Annotated in this window: 16 protein-coding genes; 13 read left to right on the top strand and 3 right to left on the bottom strand. The window is 63.9% G+C overall.

Annotated elements, in window-relative coordinates; genetic code table 11:
- Window position 1: 1 nt before the first annotated feature.
- The 10 genes from FJV77_RS22300 to FJV77_RS22255 all read left to right on the top strand — a co-directional run bounded on the left by FJV77_RS22300 (window position 2) and on the right by FJV77_RS22255 (window position 11,832).
- Entirely contained in the window at window positions 2-1,249 is a 1,248-nt protein-coding gene (locus FJV77_RS22300; protein WP_142868775.1) for an MFS transporter, read from the top strand.
- Window positions 1,249-2,010 carry an SDR family oxidoreductase gene (locus FJV77_RS22295; protein WP_142868774.1) on the top strand — a complete coding sequence of 254 codons (762 nt, stop codon included), beginning with the start codon at window positions 1,249-1,251 and terminating at the stop codon, window positions 2,008-2,010. Before FJV77_RS22300 ends, FJV77_RS22295 begins: the two co-directional genes overlap by 1 nt.
- Before the next feature lie 30 nt (window positions 2,011-2,040).
- The gene (locus FJV77_RS22290; RefSeq protein ID WP_142868773.1) at window positions 2,041-3,057 is read left to right on the top strand and encodes an NAD(P)-dependent oxidoreductase; all 1,017 of its coding nucleotides are present in this window, start codon (window positions 2,041-2,043) and stop codon (window positions 3,055-3,057) included.
- Between the two features lie 12 nt (window positions 3,058-3,069).
- The gene (locus tag FJV77_RS22285) at window positions 3,070-3,993 is read left to right on the top strand and encodes an allantoinase PuuE (protein WP_142868772.1); all 924 of its coding nucleotides are present in this window, start codon (window positions 3,070-3,072) and stop codon (window positions 3,991-3,993) included.
- A 2-nt stretch (window positions 3,994-3,995) separates the two neighbouring features.
- Complete coding sequence (locus tag FJV77_RS22280) at window positions 3,996-5,330, top strand: dihydroorotase family protein (protein WP_142868771.1); 1,335 nt, start codon at window positions 3,996-3,998, stop codon at window positions 5,328-5,330.
- Between the two features lie 9 nt (window positions 5,331-5,339).
- Window positions 5,340-6,113, top strand: coding sequence for a glucose 1-dehydrogenase (locus FJV77_RS22275; protein WP_142868770.1), 774 nt, complete (start codon window positions 5,340-5,342; stop codon window positions 6,111-6,113).
- A 228-nt stretch (window positions 6,114-6,341) separates the two neighbouring features.
- Window positions 6,342-8,204 (top strand): ABC transporter ATP-binding protein, encoded by a 1,863-nt coding sequence (locus tag FJV77_RS22270; RefSeq protein ID WP_142868769.1) that lies wholly within the window; start codon window positions 6,342-6,344, stop codon window positions 8,202-8,204.
- Window positions 8,204-10,090 (top strand): ABC transporter ATP-binding protein, encoded by a 1,887-nt coding sequence (locus FJV77_RS22265; protein WP_142868768.1) that lies wholly within the window; start codon window positions 8,204-8,206, stop codon window positions 10,088-10,090. Before FJV77_RS22270 ends, FJV77_RS22265 begins: the two co-directional genes overlap by 1 nt.
- Window positions 10,091-10,349: 259 nt before the next feature.
- Complete coding sequence (locus FJV77_RS22260; RefSeq protein ID WP_142868767.1) at window positions 10,350-10,514, top strand: DUF3309 family protein; 165 nt, start codon at window positions 10,350-10,352, stop codon at window positions 10,512-10,514.
- A gap of 103 nt (window positions 10,515-10,617) precedes the next feature.
- Window positions 10,618-11,832: an FAD-binding oxidoreductase gene (locus tag FJV77_RS22255; RefSeq protein ID WP_142868766.1), complete on the top strand. Its 1,215-nt coding sequence runs from the start codon at window positions 10,618-10,620 to the stop codon at window positions 11,830-11,832.
- A gap of 84 nt (window positions 11,833-11,916) precedes the next feature.
- On the opposite strand, the gene FJV77_RS22250 is transcribed toward FJV77_RS22255, so the two are convergent.
- Window positions 11,917-12,339 carry a hypothetical protein gene (locus FJV77_RS22250; protein WP_142868765.1) on the bottom strand — a complete coding sequence of 141 codons (423 nt, stop codon included), beginning with the start codon at window positions 12,337-12,339 and terminating at the stop codon, window positions 11,917-11,919.
- A 374-nt stretch (window positions 12,340-12,713) separates the two neighbouring features.
- Here FJV77_RS22250 and FJV77_RS22245 point away from each other — a divergent pair, with 374 nt between their 5' ends.
- Window positions 12,714-12,980: a hypothetical protein gene (locus tag FJV77_RS22245; protein ID WP_348643830.1), complete on the top strand. Its 267-nt coding sequence runs from the start codon at window positions 12,714-12,716 to the stop codon at window positions 12,978-12,980.
- A 38-nt stretch (window positions 12,981-13,018) separates the two neighbouring features.
- On the opposite strand, the gene FJV77_RS22240 is transcribed toward FJV77_RS22245, so the two are convergent.
- Both FJV77_RS22240 and FJV77_RS22235 read right to left on the bottom strand, forming a co-directional pair.
- Complete coding sequence (locus FJV77_RS22240) at window positions 13,019-14,188, bottom strand: MFS transporter (RefSeq protein WP_142868764.1); 1,170 nt, start codon at window positions 14,186-14,188, stop codon at window positions 13,019-13,021.
- Window positions 14,189-14,282: 94 nt separating this feature from the next.
- Window positions 14,283-14,513: a DUF1127 domain-containing protein gene (locus tag FJV77_RS22235; RefSeq protein WP_142868763.1), complete on the bottom strand. Its 231-nt coding sequence runs from the start codon at window positions 14,511-14,513 to the stop codon at window positions 14,283-14,285.
- Window positions 14,514-14,766: 253 nt separating this feature from the next.
- Between FJV77_RS22235 and FJV77_RS22230 the strand changes: the two genes are divergently transcribed.
- Window positions 14,767-16,284: a winged helix-turn-helix domain-containing tetratricopeptide repeat protein gene (locus FJV77_RS22230; RefSeq protein WP_246691340.1), complete on the top strand. Its 1,518-nt coding sequence runs from the start codon at window positions 14,767-14,769 to the stop codon at window positions 16,282-16,284.
- 294 nt (window positions 16,285-16,578) lie between these two features.
- Window positions 16,579-16,872 carry a hypothetical protein gene (locus FJV77_RS22225; RefSeq protein WP_142868762.1) on the top strand — a complete coding sequence of 98 codons (294 nt, stop codon included), beginning with the start codon at window positions 16,579-16,581 and terminating at the stop codon, window positions 16,870-16,872.
- Window positions 16,873-16,981 lie beyond the last annotated feature (109 nt).

The following is a 16,981-nucleotide window of genomic DNA, read 5'->3' as shown; positions in this document are numbered from 1 at the left end:
CATGAGGTCGATCGCCCAATCCGCGATGCGGCTGTGGCAAAACGCGGAGCGCTCGCGCGCTCTGATGCCGATCATGGCCGGCATTTGTCTGGCCTGTATCGGCAGCGCCATGCTGACCACCGCCGTGTCGCTGCATCTCGGCAAGCCAGGCATTTCCTCCGATGTCGTCCAGATCGTGCTCACCGCCTATCCCGTCGGCTTTTTCGTCGGCTGCCTGGTCACGCGCCCGGCGGTCGCCCATTACGGCCATGAGCGCACCTTCGTGGTGATCCTGGTGCTGGCGCTGCTGGCTGCGGCAGGCTTCGTCTTCACCGATTTCGTGCCGAGCTGGATCTGCTTTCGCCTGCTGGGCGGCATATCGATGGCGTCGCTGTTCGTCGTCTGCGAAAGCTGGATCAATCTCTACGCCGAGCAGCACAATCGCGGCGCGATGTTCTCGCTCTACATGCTGACGACGGCGATCGCTGTGCTGCTCGGACAACTCCTCGTCGCGCTGGTCGGGCCGCAGTCGCCGCATCTGTTTCCGGTCGCGGCGGCAACGGTGCTGCTGGCGCTGGTGTCCAAATTCGTCGGCGGACGCTGGCCGGCCCTGCCTGCCTCTCCCGCCGAGCCGGACCATGCGAGTGGACCGGTCAAACGCCTCGGCCCGCTGGCGCTGTTCCGGCTGGCGCCGGTGACGGTCGTCGCCATCTTCCAGGGCGGCATCACCAATATGAACATCTTCGTGCTGACTCCGATCTACGGCGCCCAGATCGGGCTGTCGGCGGGAACGACGGTGGGCCTCGTCACCACCATCAGCATTGCCGGCATGCTGGCGCAGACGCCCGTCGGCTGGCTGTCGGACCGGTTCGAGCGGCGGCTGATCCTGCTGGCGCAAGGCCTGCTGTCGGTGACGCTTTGCGCGGCAATCGCATGGCTTGGCAATTTTTCCCAGCCGCTGCTGTTCGTGCTGTTCTTCCTCTACGGCGCCACGGCGCTGACCATCTATCCGGTGGCGATGGCGTTCGGCGCCTCGCAACTGCACAGCCGGCACATGGTCGGCGCCTCCGGTACGCTGCTTTTGCTTTACTCGATTGGCAATGTCGCGACGCCAGGCGTGTCCGCCGGCTTGATGGCGCATATGGGTGCGCCGGCGATGTTCCTGCTGCTTGGCGGCGGCGCGGTTCTGGTGACGCTTGCCGCCTGCTACAATCTCCTGCGCCGGCCGGTCTCAGGGCCGGCTCTGCAAGCCGTCGAGGACCGGGTGTGATGACGACCGCCATGAACCGCCTGCAAGACAGCGTCATCCTGATCGCGGGTGCCGCGAGCGGGATCGGCGCGGCGATCGCCAGGCGGTGCATTGCCGAGGGTGCAAAGGTAGTCTGCGCCGACTACGACCTCGAGCCGACAACGCAACTTGCCGACACGCTCGGCTCGTCGGCTGCGGCCTGCCAATGCGATGTGACGGATAGCGGTTCCGCCCGGGCCGCCGTCGATTTCGCGCGACAAAAGTTCGGTCGGCTGGATGGGCTGGTGCACAACGCCGCCGCCCCTTCGACCAGCGCCACTGTGGTCGACCTCGACGAGAGCGCGTGGCGGCGCGAACTCGATGTCGGCCTGACCGGCGCCTTCCTGATGAGCAAGTTCGCGGTGCCACTGATAGCGGCAAGCGGCGGCGGATCGGTGGTGTTCATCGGCTCGCAGTTCGGCCGCGTCGCTACCACCAAGGCTGTCGCCTATTGCGCAGCCAAGGCCGGGCTCATCCATCTCGCCAAGGCGATGGCGATCGACCACGCGCCCGACAAGGTGCGCGTCAACAGCCTGTCGCCAGGCGCGGTGGCGACGACGCGGCTGCTGCGCCGCTTCAAGGATTTCGACGCGGCCAATGCGGCACTCGGCCCCGCCCATCTGCTCGGCCGGATCGCCGAGCCGGAGGAGATCGCGGCGGCAGCCGCTTTCCTTTTGTCGCCGGATGCGTCCTTCGTCACCGGTTCGGACATGCTCGTGGATGGCGGCTATGCGACGCGCTGAATCCTTCAGGTCGATTTCAAAGGAGATCCCATGACGCTTCTCGTCACCGGCGGCACCGGCTTTGTCATGAGCGTGGTTGCGCGTGAATGGCTGGATCGCGACCCGCACGCGCGCGCCGTTATCCTGGACCGGTCGGGGCTTGATGCGATCGGGGAAAAATTCTTCGCGCCGGTGCGCGACCGCCTTACCGTGCTCACCGCCGACATACTGGATCCCAAGCAGTGGGCGGCGGCGCTCGACGCGCATGGTATTACGGCAATCGTCCATGGCGCGACGGTCACGCCGAATTCGCGCCCGAGCAACCCAAGCCAACCGCCCGAAGCCAACGATCCGGCTGTCATCGTCAACGTCAACCTGATGGGCACGGTACGGATGCTCGAATGGGCGCGCAGCCGCCCCGGCATCAAGCGTTTCGTCTATGTCAGCTCCGGCTCGGTCTATCGCCATAACGGCCCGGACTGGGCCGGCGAGCCGTTACCCGAGGACGGCTATGTCGCACCGCTGACGCTTTACGGCATCTCGAAATTCGCCGCCGAAATGGTCACCAACCGCTATGCCGATCTGTTCGGCCTGTCGGCCATCTCGGTCAGGCTGTCCTCGGTCTACGGTCCAATGGACCGCGTCACCGGCAGCCGCAATGTCCGCCATTTGCCGAACCGCATCGCCCATATGGCGCTCAGCAACGAGACGATCCGGCCGAACAGTCTCGAGCCGCTCGGCGATTATGTGCTGTCGAAGGACGTCGCCAAGGCTGTCATGGCGCTGCTCGATGCCGAAACCTTGCGCTACCGCCACTACAATATAGGCAGCGGCGGTACGCAAACGGTTGGTGATTTCATCGGCTGGGCCAAGGAGCGCATCCCCAGCCTCAAGGCCGAAGTCAGCCCGCACGAGACGGCGAATATCACCATGAACGCGGCGCTGAAGACGGGCATGTGGGGCGAATACGATCTTGCCCGCATCGAGCGCGATACCAACTGGCGACCGACGCCGGCGAGACAAGCGTTCCACGATTACATCGACTGGATCGCCGCCAACGAAAGCTGAGGAGCAGAGCCGATGCCGACCGATTTTCAGCAGCCGCGCGACTTCGTCGGCTACGGTCCGAACCCGCCCTTCATGACCTGGCCGGGCGGCGTCAAGCTCGCCATCAATCTGGTGCTCAACTACGAAGAGGGCTCAGAATACTCCTGGCTCGAGGACGGCCGCAACGACAATTGGGGCGAGTATAATCTCACGTCCAGTCCGCCGGTGCGCGACCTCGGCACCGAGACGCATTTCGAATATGGCAGCCGGGCCGGTGTCTGGCGGCTGGCGCGGCTGTTCGACCGCTACGACATTCCGATCACTGTCTCCGCTTGCGCGGTCGCGCTGGAGCGCAACCCGGCGGTGGCCGAATGGATAAATGCGCGCGGGCACGATCTGCTCGGCCATGGGCTGCGCTGGATCGACTACACGACGATGGAGCGCAGCGAGGAAGAGCACCACCTGCACGAGGCGATTGCGCTCTACGAGAGGCTGATGGGCAGGCGTCCGCAGGGCTGGAACTGCCGCTCTCTGCCGAGCGTCAACACGCGCGATCTGCTGGTGCGCGAAGGCGGCTTCCTCTACCACTCCGACCCTTGCAATGACGACCTGCCCTATTTCCTCGACCATCAGGGCACGGAGATCCTGGTCGTGCCCTATTCCAAGACCCTCAACGACAGCCGCTATCTCGTCGCGCCGGGCTACAGCAATCCGCGCGACTTCGCGCAGGATTGCCGCTCGGCCATCGACTATATGCTCGACGAGGCTGACGAGACCGGCGGCCGCATGCTGACGATCGGCATTCATGCGCGCTGGATGGGCCAGCCCAACCGTGCCTCGGGGCTGCGCGAGGTGATCGAGCATGTGAAGCAGAAGCCGGCCGCCACCTTTATGCGGCGCGAGGACATCGCCCGCTTCTGGCTGGAGAACCATGCCGGCTTCGAGCAGCACGGCTGAGTATGTTCGAGACGCTGATCAGGGGTGCGACCGTCGTCAACGCCGAGAGGCAGGAACGGCGCGATGTCGGCATTACCGGCGGCCGCATCGCGGCGCTGATCACACCCGGCGGAACGGCTGAAGCCGCGACGGTAGTGAATGCCTCGGGCTGCCTGCTCCTGCCCGGCCTGGTCGACGCGCATGCGCATCTGCGCGAGCCTGGCCTCACGCACAAGGAGGATTTTTCCTCGGGCACCCACGCGGCGGCACTTGGTGGCGTCACGACGGTGCTTGACATGCCGACCGACGAGCCTTGGACGGCCAGCGCCGAACAGCTCGCCGACAAGATGGCGACGGCGACAGGCCGTCTCCATGTCGATGTCGGCTTCCAGGCCGTGGTCAGCCGCGATCTGTCGCGCATTGCCGGCCTGCTCGCGCTCGCACCGGTGTCGTTCGAATTGTTCACCTCCGATGTGCCGGAAGCCTTCCTGTTTCGCAATTTCGACATGGTTGCCGAGGCACTCAGACATTTCCGCCACGCCGATACGCTGATCGGCATTTCGCCGGGCGATCAATCGATGCTGACCGGCGCCAATGAGCGCAACAAGACGGGGACCATCGCGGCCTTTCTCGACAGCCGGCCACCGCTGGCGGAAGCCGGCGGCGTTGCGCGCGCCGTGCTTGCCGCCGCCGCGACCGGCGCGCGTATCCATGTCCGGCAGATCAATTCGGAACCCGGCGTCGAAGCGTGGAGCCGGTTGCGCGACAGGGCAGATGCCAGTGTCGAGACCACGCCGCAGAACCTGTTCTTCATCGCCGACGATTACGAGACGCAAGGCGCCAGGCTGAAGGGTTCGCCACCGCTACGGTCGCGACAGGATGTCGAAGCCTTGCGCGCTGCGCTGAAGGGTGGGCTGATCGACATCGTCGCCACCGACCACGCGCCGCATGCACCGGCCGAGAAAGCCGCTGCCTACGCCGCCTTCGCCGATATACCCGGGGGGATGCCAGGGCTGCAGACGCTGCTTCAGGTGATGCTGAAACTCGTCGACGAGGGACTGATCACTCATGCCGATGTGGTGCGGATGTGCGCGCGCAATCCGGCCGAACGTTTCGGGCTCGGCCGGCGCAAGGGACGCATCGCCACCGGCTACGACGCCGACCTGCTGATCGTCGACCCGCGCCTGTCCAGTTCCATCTCGGACGCCGAACAGGTTTCCCGCGCAGCCTATACGCCGTTCGACGGCTGGAGCGTCAAGGCGCGGCTGACCAATGTCTTTCTGCGCGGGCGACAGATCGTGCGCGATCAGGTGCTGATTAGTGCGGGGCAAGGCAAAGTCGTGCGCCGGGAACATTAAGGAGAAAAAATGCCCCTGCTCGAGGACAAGGTTGCGATCGTCACCGGAGGAAGCTCCGGCATCGGCCGCGCTATCGCGCTGAAATTCGCAGCCGAAGGCGCTGCCGTCGTCATTGCCGATACCGCCGAATTGCCGATCGAAGGCGGCCAGAGCACCGTCGATCTGATCCAGTCGACTGGCGGGACGGCGATGCATGTCGCGACCGACATTTCGGAGTGGGACGCGGTCGATGCGCTGGTCGGCAAGACGGCCGCGCGTTTCGGCCGGCTCGACGTGATGGTCAACAATGCCGCCATCTACACCAGCACCAATCTGGTCGAGACCACGCCTGAGCAATGGAACCGCGTGATCGGCGTCAATTTGACCGGCTTCTTTCACTGCTCGAAGCGCGCGGTCATGCAGATGCTCAGCCAAGCACCCGTCAACGAGGTGCGCGGCCGCATCATCAACATTTCCTCGCAGCACGGCATGGTCGCCTGCCCGGGCGATTTTCCCTATTCGGTGAGCAAGGGCGCGATCGTGCAGATGACGCGGCAGATCGCCGTCGACCATGCCGGTGACCTGATCGTCTGCAATGCGATTGCGCCGGGCAAGATCATCACCGGCAAGCCGGGTGTCGCCAATGATCCCGACGCGCTCGCCTATTCACACAGCCGCACGCCCTGGCCGCGGCTCGGCACCCCGAACGATGTCGCGGGAGCCGCGCTGTTCCTCGCCAGTGACATGGCGAGCTACGTCACCGGCATCAATCTGATGGTGGATGGCGGCTGGATGGCGGGCTGATCGTGCGGAACCGGGCTGATCGGGCGGAACAATGCCTCGTAATGCGCCATAAGCCAAAGCTGCAATCTTAGCGTCAGCTCATATGGTCATGCGCCACCCTACAGGCACAGTGCGATGCCATCATTGGCCCTTGAACGGCCAAAATGGAGGCGTACCATCCCAGCATCTGAAACTGAGTCTGCTTTCATTCGTCCGGGCTAATGTCCGGATCGGGCTGGATATTTTTCCTTGAATACGGATGCAACCAGCGGCGCGGCGAAGCGCGGCAAATCGTTTGCCCATGTGGCGGAGGCCTCCTGGGGCAAGGGCCTCAGCACGCTGCTGCGCATCGCGCGCATGATGCTGCGCCATCCGTGGCAGGTGGCGATCACCATCGTCTCGACCTTCATCGCCGCAACGCTGCAGCTGTTCATCCCGCGCCTGCTCGGACGCGCCATCGACCAAGCGCAAGGCGTGATGGCCGCGAGCGGAGGGGCGGCGGCGGAACAGGCGCTTTGGACGACGGCGTTCACCTTGCTGGTCGTCAGTATCCTGCGCGGCCTCTTCACCATGGCGCAGAACTATTACGGCGAGGCTGTCGGCCACCGCACCGGCTATGAGTTGCGCCTGGCTTTCTACGAGAAGATCCAGCGCCTGAGCTTCAACTTCCATGACAGGGTGCATACCGGCGACCTGATCACGCTCGGCCTGCTCGACCTCGACGGCGTGCGCATGTTCTTTTCCACCGGCATATTGCGCGTGGTGCTGCTCGGCGTGCTGATCGGTGTCGGCTCGTACCTTTTGATCAGCACCGACCTCGAGCTCGGCCTGCTCAGCCTGAGTTTCGTGCCGTTCGTCGCTTGGCGGTCCTCGGTCACGCAGCTCAGGCTGCGCAGCACCTGGCTGACGCTGCAGGAGCGGCTGTCGGTGCTGAGCCGGGTGATGGACGAGAACCTTGGCGGCATCCGCGTCGTGCGTGCCTTCGCGGCGCAGCGGCATGAGCTGGAAAAGTTCGACCGCGCCAAAAAGTCGGCGCTGGAACTCGCCGATCAGCGCGTCGACATTCGCGTCTCCAACACCAGCGCCATGAATTTCTCCTTCCTGGCGGCCATGGGGCTGGTGTTGTGGTTCGGCGGCCAGAAGGTGATCGCCGGCGAGATCAGCGTCGGCACGCTGGCCCAGTTCCTCACCTTCATGACCATCCTGCAGATGCCGGTGCGCCAGCTCGGCCTGATGGTCAACTCGTTTGCCCGCGCCTCGACCTGCGGCACCAGGCTGTTCGAACTGCTCGACGCCGAACTCGACATCCAGGATGCGCCTGGCGCCAAGGACCTCGTCGTCACCGACGGCGTGCTGCGCTTCGACAATGTCGGCTTCCGCTATGCGGGCACAGGCGGCCGGCCGGCGCTGTCGGGCATCTCCTTCGAGGCCAGGTCCGGCGAGACGGTCGGCATCGTCGGCCCGCCAGGCAGCGGCAAGTCGACCATCGCGCATCTGATCCCGCGTTTCTATGACGTGACGTCGGGCGCGATCACCATTGACGGGCAGGACATCCGCGAGGTGACGCTGCAATCGCTGCGCAAGGCGGTCGGCGTCGTTCAGCAGGACGCGTTCCTGTTCACCACCTCGATCGAGAACAACATCGCCTATGGCAATCCTTGGGCGCGCGAGACCCGCATCGGGCAGGCCGCCGAATATGCCCAACTGAACAATTACATTATCGGGCTTCCGGCCGGCTACACCACGGTGGTCGGCGAGCGCGGCGCCTCGCTTTCCGGCGGCCAGCGGCAGCGGCTAACCATCGCCCGCACCCTGATGCTCAGACCTTCGGTGCTGGTCTTCGACGATTCCACCGCGGCCGTCGACGCCGGCACCGAGCAGCGCATCCGCACCGCTATGAAGCGCTTCGCCAAGGACCGCGTAACGCTGATCATCTCGCACCGGCTGAGTTCGCTGATGCATGCCGACCAGATCCTGTTCGTCGAGAACGGCCGCATCGCCGAGCGCGGCACGCACCAGGAATTGCTGGCGCTGGGCGGACGCTACCGCGCGCTCTACGACCTGCAGCTGCGGCCGGACGACGATTTGCCGGTGGCCGTGGGAGCCGCATGATGTCGACACAGAATGATGACGAGAAGGAAGACACCAGCCGGCGGCCGACCAAGGCCGTGGTCGGCTCGCATCGCGACGAGGAAGAGGTTTTCGGCAAGGCCTACGATCCGCGCATCGTGCGTCGCATCTGGAGCTTCGTAAAACCGTATCAGGGCCGGATCTTCATCTCGGTTGCCGCGGTGCTGGTGTTCACGCTGACGCAGCTGGCGATCCCTCTGGTCATCCGTTACGCCATCGACCATGGCATGGCCGCAGGCAAGGCCGACCGCTCCGTGATGACCTGGGCGATCGGCGCTTTCGCACTGATCATCCTGATCAACTACGCCGCCAGCTATGTCCAGGAAAGCGTCGTCGGCAAGGTGGCCGAGAATGTGCTGTCGGATCTGCGCCGCGCCATGTTCAGCCATTTGCAGAGGGTCTCGCTGAGCTTCATGGACAAGACCGAGGTGGGCCGGCTGATGTCGCGCCTGCAAGGCGACGTCAATTCGATGCAGGAGTTTCTCGAGACGTCGGTGATGTCGGTGGGCGACATCGTGCTGCTGTTCGGGATCGTCACCGTTCTGCTTTGGCTCGACTTCCGGCTCGGGCTGCTGACGCTGTCGACCATGCCGGCGCTGTTCATCGTGCGGCTGTTCTGGCTGCCCCGCGCCAAGGTCGCCTTCATGGCCGCGCACGAGACCAATTCGATCGCCAACGGCGCGCTCGCCGAAGGCATCCATGGCGTGCGCACGGTGCAGAGCCTGGAACGCCAGCATGTCAATTTCGACCTCTATGACGAGAAGGTGCTGGCCAATCTAAAGACGCATCTGACCTCGGCCAAATATGCGCAAGTGATGGTGCCGATCGTCGACACGCTGACCGGTATCGCCATGGCCACCGTCATTGTCGTCGGCGGTTCGATGGTGCTGTCGCACAGCCTCGACATTGGCGTCATGGTGGCGTTCCTGTTCTACATCCAGCGCTTCTTCGACCCTATCCGCTCGCTGACCATGCAGTACTCGGTCATGCAGCGCGCCATGGCGTCGGGCCAGCGCATCTCCGAGGTCCTCGACGTGCCGGTCGATGTCAGCGACAAGCAAGACGCCCTTACGCTGACGCGTCACATGGACGGTTCGGTCGAATTCCGGAACGTCACTTTCGGCTACCGACAGAACCAGCCTGTGCTGAAAAATCTCTCCTTCCGCGTCAACCCGGGCGAGACGGTCGCGCTGGTCGGTCCGACCGGTTCGGGCAAGTCCAGCTGCATGGCGCTGGTGCACCGCTTCTACGATGTGTGGTCGGGTGAGGTGCGGGTCGGCGGCCACGATGTCCGCGACGTGACGCAGGATTCGCTCGGCGACCAGGTGGCCATGGTGCTGCAGGAGCCGTTCCTGTTTTCAGGCACGGTGCTGGAAAACATCCGCTACCACAAGACCGGTGCCAGCCGCGAAGAGGTGGTGCGCGCCGCACAAGCGGTCGGTGCGCATGAGTTCATCGAGCATCTGCCCGACGGCTACGACACCGAGCTGGAGCAGCGCGGCGGCAATCTTTCGCTCGGCCAGCGCCAGCTGATCAGTTTTGCGCGCGCGCTGGTAGCGGATGCCAAGATTCTGGTGCTGGACGAGGCCACGGCGAGCATCGATTCCTACACCGAGATGCTGATCCAGAAGGCGCTGCTCACGCTGCTGGAAGGCCGCACCGGGCTGGTGATCGCCCACCGGCTCGCCACCATCCGCGGCGCCGACCGCATCATCGTTTTGCAAAACGGCGAGATCGTAGAAAGCGGCAATCACGACCAGCTGATGGCGGCGAAAGGCCTCTACGCGCGGCTTTACAACATGAACTACGCCTCATTCGACGATATGTCGGAGGAAGAAACAGGAGCGCCGGCCGGCAAGGCGACGTGAAAGTGGCCTGTTGAGCCCAACGGAAACTCACGGGAAGGAGCTCAGAGCGGGTCAGCGATTCTATCAAACGCCGAGTCCCTCCGGGGCCAGAGGCAGGGTTCCTGCTTTTCTTAGCCGTCAAACAGAGACCGCAATCACGCCGCTGCGCTTGCCCTTGGCGCGCAAAGGTTGCAAAGGCATTGGAACAGGAAGGCTCGCCGCGAGTTTCTGTCTTCGAGCCGCGCGGCGTGAATGGCGCGGCAGCGCAAGGAGACGGCATATGGGCCTGGGTACCATTCTTATTATCATCCTGATCATCGCGTTGCTCGGCGGCTTCAGCGGCCTCGGTGGCGGACCGTTTTACGGCACAGGTTACTATGGCGGCGGCGGCCTCGGGCTGGTGCTGCTCATCGTCATCATTCTGGTTCTTCTCGGGCGCATATAGCGCCGCTGTCAGCGGCCGCCGAAGCTCGCAGCTCCGGCGGCCGATTTTTCGTTTGAAGACATTGGTTGGCAGCTAAAGACATTGCCGGCTTCTGGAGACATTGGTGGCACGCAAACTCGACCTGCGCAGCGGCCGGCCGGTCTGGTTTGCCTATCGAGCGCCGTCGGTGCCGACGGAAAAACTGACACGCGATGTCAAGACCGACGTGCTGATCGTCGGCATGGGGATCAGCGGCGCCATGGCCGCCGAAACGCTGACCGCCTCCGGTCATTCGGTGATCTGTATCGACCGTCGCGGTCCGCTGCTGGGATCGACCGCGGCGACGACGGCCCTGGTGGAGTTCGAACTCGACCAGCCGCTGACGAAACTTTCGGCAATGGTCGGCAAGGCCGATGCCGGACAGGCATGGCGGCGGTCGCGCCTGGCGGTGTCCAACCTTAGCGGACGGATCGCCGAACTCGGCATCGACTGTCGCCTGACACCGGCGTCCTCGCTGTATCTGGCCGGCGATGTGCTCGACCCCTCTGCACTGCGCGATGAGGCACAGGCGCGCCGGCAGGTCGGCATCGGCGCAAGCTACCTGACCCGCAAGGCCCTCGCCGACGAGTTTGGTATCGACCGCGCCGGCGCCATTCTTAGCCACGGCAATCTCGCGCTCGACCCGCGCAAACTGACCGCTGGGCTGCTGCTGAAATCTCTGCAGCGCAAGGCGCGTTTCTATGCGCCGGTGCAGGCGACGGCGATCGAGGACAGAAGCGATCAGGTCGTAGTCGCCACCAGCGGTGGCCCGACGATCACCGCGCGGCATCTGGTGCTGGCCACCGGCTACGAGCTGACCGACATCATTCCGAAGACCGCGCACAGCGTCGTCTCGACCTGGGCGATTGCGACAGTGCCGCAACCGAAAAATATCTGGCCGGGCGCGGCGCTGATCTGGGAGGCGTCGGAGCCGTATCTGTACCTGCGCGCGACGGAAGATGGCCGCGTCATCTGCGGCGGTGAGGACGAGGAATTCACCGACGAGGCACGTCGCGATGCGTTGATCGCCGACAAGACGAAACGTCTGGCGAAGAAGCTGCATCGCTTGCTGCCGCGGCTCGACGTGCGGCCCGAATTCGCCTGGACCGGCTCATTCGGAACGGCCAGCACCGGCATGCCGTATATCGGCGCCCTGCCCCGGCACCCACGCATCCATGCCGTGATGGGTTATGGCGGCAACGGCATCACCTTCTCGCAGATCGCTTCGGAGATCGTCGCCTCGGCGATCGGCGGTGTCGAAGATGCCGATGCCGAGCTTTTTTCATTCAGCCGATCCTGATCGGACGCTTTCGCCCGCGCCGCCGCTCAGGCAATGACTTTGCACGGCGGATGAAGCTTCAGTCTTTCATCCGGCCGATGCATTTCAGGGTGTGCAACTGCCCACGCTTTTGAACGTCATTTCATTTTTGCAATCATATTCCGGAGGCCAGTCGTTGCTAATCCTGGTGCAGTATTGGGCGACAATGGCTTCCGCGCTGTACCGGCCAATGAAAATATCGGGCTTTATGGAATTGTCGGTTTGCAGCCCGGAGAAGAAGCTGATCTCCGATCCGCTTTTGCAGGCATAACCGATCATCAGATCGTCGTTCATCCGACCGGCAACCTGAGCGCAGCCTGCCGGTCCGGGAAGTGCATCCGAAATTCGAGTAATCTCCAGGCAGGTCCCGCGTTGCTGTTCGCGCCACTTCGAGTTCAAGGCGGGAAGATCATCTGCCAATGACGCCGTCATCGCCGCGCCTAGAAATGTCATCTCGACAATGACAGCAGTCAGGAAAGCTTTCTTCATCGATATCTCTCCCTGTTACATCCGGGCGAGCATACCATATTTGTAAGGTCTGGTGTGTGAGCGGCTTTACTTAAGGAGGGTCTCGCTGCGCATCGACACTGTTTTGATGCTGCCGCACAAGCCTAGAGGCGGGTTCGACGCCGCGCGATAGCGCAGGGCGAAACCTACGCAATCGCGGGCTGCGCAGAGCGAGCGCTCCGGGTGCCGAGAAGAACCAGCGGGATCGCGATCGTGTAAGCGATCAGAACCGAGAGTCAGATGGCTCCGCTGCGCGAACCCTTGCGGCAGTGCGATCCCGAGATTGCTCCAATCGAGGCGCTACGGCTGTTCGCGCATCGCCTGGTTGCCGAACGCAGCCCCGTCGTCGAATGGGCTTGATCAGGACGGTTGAGGGCAGCGAGACGCTCAAGGCGCGGGCGAGAGCGATCCGTGATGAGCTTGCAGACGTCCTGATGGTGGCGCTGTCCGAAGGCGCGGGGCTGGATCCCGCCGATCCCGATGCCCGTCTGGCGGCGGCCCTGCTGCTCGCGACGTGGAGCGTGGCCTATATCCAGGCGCCTCGGACGTTCGAGAAACACAGGACAGCCGTCAGGCGAGCGCGGCCTTTCTCGCTCTCGTCGACAAGGGCAGCGTCGGCCTGACAGCCGCAATGGCAGGTACGCCTTACGCCTGAGCTCGCTCAAACCCGCCGCCGCCTCTGGGCCGTCAGAAATACCACCAGCACACAGCACAGCAGGCCGAGCGACGATGGCAGTCCCTGATGTCCGGTCAGCTGCATTGCCAGCCCTGCTACGGGCGAGCCGACGATGCCGCCTATGCCCCATACGAAAGCGAAGGCGGCATTGCCGGCGATCAAGGCCTGACCGGTGAAACGCTCGCCGAGCTGGATCAGCGACAGCGTGTAGATCCCGAACGAGACTCCGCCCCAGATGAAGAAGAGCGGCCAGATCAGCCAATTGTTGAAGAGCAGCGGCAACAGCAGGCAGCCGGCCAGCGACACCACGACACAGAACAGCAGCATCCGCTTCGAGCCAAACCGCTCGGCCGCGCGCCCGAGCACGATCTGCAGCACCGCATTGCCGGCGATGAAACAGGTGATGAGCGAAGCGATGCGCTGTTCGGCGCTGCCGAGTGCGGCGCCATAGACCGCGAACAGGGACAGCAGAACCTGCTCGAAGGCAGCTGCGGTGAAAACGGCAAACAACAACAGCGGCGCCAGGGCGAAGAAGCCGCCGACCGACACCGCCTTGCCGTCATGCGGCATTTCGGGCAGGCGCGCCGCGACGGCAAGCACGATCAGGCCGCAGACCAGGAAGGCCGCGCTGCCGATGATGAAGGGCGGCCACCCTTGCGTGCCCACAAGGCCGAGCGACATTGGGCCGAGGCCGAAGCCGGCCGAAACAATGGAGGAGTAAAGGCCCATGATGCGGCCCCGGCGCGCGGCGGGCGTGATCGAGACCAGCCAGGTTTCGCTGATCACGTAGAGCGGGTTGGCAAAGAAGCCGAGCAGGAAGCGCAGCGGCATCCAGGCCCAGACGTCCTGCGTCCCGGCAATCGCGATCAGGGCAGTCGCTGCCAGGATTGAACACAGGACCGCGAAGCGCGCCGCCCCCACGCGCCGAACCAGCGCCGGCGTGAAGAGCGACGATACGATGAAACCCAGCGGCGTCATTGCCGCCGAGAGGCCTATCAGGCCCGGTGTCGTCCCCTGCCGTTCGAGGATGAAGCTGAGCAGCGGATAGGTCAGCCCCTGTGCGACGGCAAACACCGTGACGGTCGCGATAATGCCGGCCATCGCGGCCCACAGGATGCGGTTCTCGCCCGGTGACGTCGCGTCTTCGGCGCTCATGCAGCCTTCGAAGCAGGATCAGCATATTCCGGCAAGTGCAAATGGCGGCGAAGGGCCGCGGCACGCACAAACGGGCGATCCGGTATCATCCGGCTCACACTTGCCAGAAGCGTTTGACGATCTCTGCCTCGACCTGGCGTCTGGTCAGGCCGATATCGTCGATCAGATGCGGATTGGTCTCCGCCATCTGCTTCAGGTCCCAGCGAAAGCGTATCCGCTCACGCCAGGCCGTAATCATGCCGCGCGGGCTCGTCAGGCTCCGGCGCGATGACGCCGCGGATTTCTCCGGCCAGGCTGCCGAAGCAGAAGCAAGGGTATCGTTCATGGCAACCTCCATTCGGTTTGAGGGGGCAAGAGCCCTCGGTTTGAAAGAGGCTGAATTCTGCAACATGCGGACGGCGCCGTAATTAAGCCTTCCCAAATAGTTCTCAAAACTTCCAAACGGGCTAGAGCACCTCGCCGTTTCACGGAAAAGGCGAGGTGCTCTAACTCTTTGTTTTGACGCAATTCCTCAGGGAAGCGCTACGCGCTTTCCCCAGGGAAAACCGCCTCACACTTTTCCTGGAATTGCTCTATAGATGCGCGTTATGCAAGGAGCGCGCTTTGCCTTTGGTCCGTTCGTGCTTGATCCGGGTGCGGGAACGCTCCTTCGGGACGATGTCCCCGTCGCCGCCGGTCATCGCGGACTGCAACTGCTGGCGGCGCTCGTCGCACGGCCCGGCGAGATACTGGCCAAGGCCGAGTTGATGGACGCGGCATGGCCAGGCACGGCCGTCGAGGAAGGCAACCTCACCGTCCAGATCGCACAATTGCGCAAGCTGCTGGGTCCGGCCGCGAACGGCGGGGAATGGATATCGACGGTTCCGCGCGTCGGCTATCGCTTTACCGGCGCCATCGAACAGCTCGGCGATGCGAAGCGACAGGCTTTGCCGCTGCCCGCCAAGCCGTCGATCGCCGTGCTGCCTTTCGCCAATTTCAGCAACGACCCCGAGCAGGAAGCCTTCGCCGACGGGTTGACCGAAGACCTGATCACCGACCTGTCGAGGATCGGCGGCCTGTTCGTCATCGCGCGCAACTCGACCTTTGCCTACAAGGGCAAGGCGGTGGATGTGCGCGAGATCGCCAGGGAACTTGGCGTGCGCTATCTCCTGGAGGGCAGCGCCAGACGTGCCGCCGGGCGCGTGCGCATCAACGCGCAACTGGTCGACGCACTGAGCGGCGAGCATCTGTGGGCGGACCGCTTCGATCGCGGCCTGGAAGATATCTTTGCCGTCCAGGACGAGGTGACGGCCAAGATCGTCGAGGCCCTGCTTGGCCGGCTGCGCGCGCCGCTGCCGCGCAACCGACCGGGAAATCTCGAGGCCTATGATCTGTGTGTGCGGGCCCGCAAGCTGATCGACGTCTCGCCGGAGACGGCGCGCGAAGCGCATCTGATGCTGACGCGCGCAGTTGCGCTCGATCCGGACTATGCCGAGGCCTATCGCTGGCTTGCGATGAACCACTGGATGGGATGGGTGCATTGGGGCGATCCTATCGAACCTGCCCGCGGCCTTGCCCTGGACCTGGCGCGCAAGGCCGTGGCCATCGATCCCAATGATGCCGGCTGTCACTGGGTGCTTGCCAACCTGCTTGCCTATGAGCGCAGATTCGATGAGGCGGACGCGGAATTTGCCAAGGCGTTCGAACTCGACCCGAACGACGCCGACGCCTGGGCGACATTGTCCGACATCACGACCCTGGCCGGGCAGGTGGAGGAGGGCCTCGAGCAGATCCGCAAAGCGTTCCGCCTGAACCCGTATCCGGCAAGCTGGTACTATCTGACGCTCGGCCAGGCGCAATATGCGGCGCGCGACTACGAGGCCGCCGTCGAGACGCTGCGCCGGGACGAGACCTATCGCACAAGCTCGCGCCGCTTCCTGGCGGCGAGCCTTGCCCAGCTCGGCCGGCTCGACGAGGCGCGCGCCGAGGTCGCAATGTTCCTCATCGCCAACCCGCATTTCACAACCCGCCACTGGGTCGAGACCGAGCCATTCCGCGACACTGCCACGCTCGAACATTTCGTCGATGGCTTCCGCAAGGCCGGCCTTCCGGAGTGACGGACCGGTCCGCGCTCGATCGATGACGCTGCGCCCGGTATGATGCCAGCATCGGCGGCTCAAGCCTGGCCAATGTTTGCGAGTTGTGAAGACGTTCGACCGATGTTGCTTTTGCGTGCAGTCAGCCGCCAGTGATTGGAGCGAAAGCCCAAGTCTTGCTGAAGAGGAATGGCTCGCAAGAACTTTCATGCCATGCCAAAACACGGTATCAATCGACCCGATCGGCGTGCCGTCCATGACCAGACCAGGGGACGGTTGCCTGAGCGGCGCAAGGTGCGGGAAAGTGGAGGGCTTATGGGACTTGTGACGCTGGAGCATTTCGCGGGATGCGTTGGCAGCGCGTTCGACATCGACATGGGGGAGAGTTCGCTGCCCCTGACGCTGTCGGAGGCGCGACCGCTGCCGGAAAGCGGATTTCCCGGAATGCGACGATCGCCGTTTTCCCTGATGTTCCGAAGCGGCTCGCAGGTGGTGCTGCCGCAAAAGCTCTACAGGTTGAAGAATGGGACACTGGGCAATCTGGAAATATTCCTTGTCCCTGTCGCCAGGGACAAGGAAGGCATCGTCTATCAGGCGGTCTTCAATTGAGAGTGCAGCCCGGTCGCGGAACGACCGGACAAGCTAAAGCGTGTCGCTATTAATTGGCCTCATATCCGGCAGCCTTGAAGAAGTTTCTGCATTCGGCTGGCTCGAACAG

The organism is Mesorhizobium sp. WSM4306 (assembly GCF_007003975.1).
GTDB lineage: Bacteria > Pseudomonadota > Alphaproteobacteria > Rhizobiales > Rhizobiaceae > Mesorhizobium.
Note: the sequence above shows the minus strand (reverse complement) of the source record. Positions and strands in the feature narration are given on the sequence as shown.

What these genes read in the sequence shown, in the direction of transcription:
- FJV77_RS22290 (WP_142868773.1), top strand. Translation starts at nt 2,041, where the DNA reads ATGACGCTTCTCGTCACCGGCGGCACCGGCTTTGTCATGAGCGTGGTT.
- FJV77_RS22280 (WP_142868771.1), top strand. Translation starts at nt 3,996, where the DNA reads ATGTTCGAGACGCTGATCAGGGGTGCGACCGTCGTCAACGCCGAGAGG.
- FJV77_RS22240 (WP_142868764.1), bottom strand. Translation starts at nt 14,188, where the DNA reads ATGAGCGCCGAAGACGCGACGTCACCGGGCGAGAACCGCATCCTGTGG.
- FJV77_RS22300 (WP_142868775.1), top strand. Translation starts at nt 2, where the DNA reads ATGAGGTCGATCGCCCAATCCGCGATGCGGCTGTGGCAAAACGCGGAG.
- FJV77_RS22275 (WP_142868770.1), top strand. Translation starts at nt 5,340, where the DNA reads ATGCCCCTGCTCGAGGACAAGGTTGCGATCGTCACCGGAGGAAGCTCC.
- FJV77_RS22235 (WP_142868763.1), bottom strand. Translation starts at nt 14,513, where the DNA reads ATGAACGATACCCTTGCTTCTGCTTCGGCAGCCTGGCCGGAGAAATCC.
- FJV77_RS22230 (WP_246691340.1), top strand. Translation starts at nt 14,767, where the DNA reads ATGCGCGTTATGCAAGGAGCGCGCTTTGCCTTTGGTCCGTTCGTGCTT.
- FJV77_RS22285 (WP_142868772.1), top strand. Translation starts at nt 3,070, where the DNA reads ATGCCGACCGATTTTCAGCAGCCGCGCGACTTCGTCGGCTACGGTCCG.
- FJV77_RS22225 (WP_142868762.1), top strand. Translation starts at nt 16,579, where the DNA reads ATGGGACTTGTGACGCTGGAGCATTTCGCGGGATGCGTTGGCAGCGCG.
- FJV77_RS22295 (WP_142868774.1), top strand. Translation starts at nt 1,249, where the DNA reads ATGACGACCGCCATGAACCGCCTGCAAGACAGCGTCATCCTGATCGCG.
- FJV77_RS22260 (WP_142868767.1), top strand. Translation starts at nt 10,350, where the DNA reads ATGGGCCTGGGTACCATTCTTATTATCATCCTGATCATCGCGTTGCTC.
- FJV77_RS22250 (WP_142868765.1), bottom strand. Translation starts at nt 12,339, where the DNA reads ATGAAGAAAGCTTTCCTGACTGCTGTCATTGTCGAGATGACATTTCTA.
- FJV77_RS22265 (WP_142868768.1), top strand. Translation starts at nt 8,204, where the DNA reads ATGTCGACACAGAATGATGACGAGAAGGAAGACACCAGCCGGCGGCCG.